2 protein-coding genes are annotated in these 819 nt (G+C 65.0%); both read left to right on the plus strand.

The window, feature by feature from the left end; genetic code table 11:
* Positions 1-446, plus strand: a 446-nt coding sequence (locus tag M1B34_RS33345; RefSeq protein ID WP_268267396.1) for a phage baseplate assembly protein V, incomplete at its 5' end; no start/stop codon positions are given.
* 98 nt (positions 447-544) lie between these two features.
* Complete coding sequence (locus tag M1B34_RS33350; protein WP_268267395.1) at positions 545-748, plus strand: hypothetical protein; 204 nt, start codon at positions 545-547, stop codon at positions 746-748.
* The last annotated feature ends 71 nt before the right edge of the window (positions 749-819 follow it).

An 819-nucleotide genomic window follows, 5' to 3' on the forward strand; every position in this document is an offset into this window, starting at 1 on the left:
CCGGCTGGACCAGCGCCTGGGTCCGTTGGCATAGCCAGGCCGCCGGCAAGGCCCGCCACTGGCGAGCGCCCAGTCTGGGCGAGCAGGGGGCCTTGATCAGTCCCAGCGGTGAGCCGGCACAGGGCACGTTTGTCGCGGGCCTGTACGGCAACGCTGGCCCGCAACCGGACAACCGCGACCACGTCGAGGTCTGGCGGTTTGATGATGGCGGCTCGCTGGTCTACGACTGGCAGGCCAAGAGCTACACCATCAGCCTGCCCACCGGCACGGTGACCATTCAGGTCGGCGGCAGTACCGCGGTGATCACGGACGGCGCCATCACTGGCCAGGCCGACACCATCACGCTGACCGGGCAGATCACCTTGAACGGTGACGTGCAAATCAATGGCTCCAGCCTGCTGCACAACGGCGTGAATGTCGGTCGACCCATACCCATTCAGGTGTGACGCCTGGCCCTGGATCAACCGGAGCGCCTCAGTGAAGCGCAGCAACCCTTACTGACACCCAACCGCCGAGAGCGGTTTTTTTGTACCTGGAGAAAACCATGGTCAGCCCCAAACGAATCACCGATGAATCGGCCAGCGCCGGTCCTTCGGTATTCCGCGACACCCTCTATACCTCCCGCGTTCTGATCCTGCCAGACGGGCGCCAGTTGGCGGTCGCCAAGGGGCAGGTGTCCGCCGATCCCGGCGACACCGTCGCCCAGGACTACCTGACCGCGCACCCGGATCTGCAACTGCAGGAGTAACACGATGATCGGAATGGATCGCCGCACCGGCTTGCCGCTGTCGGGCATTGAGCACCTGCGGCAGTCCATCG

The sequence above is a fragment of the Pseudomonas morbosilactucae genome (assembly GCF_023241715.1).
GTDB classification, from domain to species: domain Bacteria; phylum Pseudomonadota; class Gammaproteobacteria; order Pseudomonadales; family Pseudomonadaceae; genus Aquipseudomonas; species Aquipseudomonas morbosilactucae.

Excerpts from the sequence above, each read along its gene's own strand:
- M1B34_RS33350 (WP_268267395.1), top strand. The coding sequence starts at position 545 with ATGGTCAGCCCCAAACGAATCACCGATGAATCGGCCAGCGCCGGTCCT.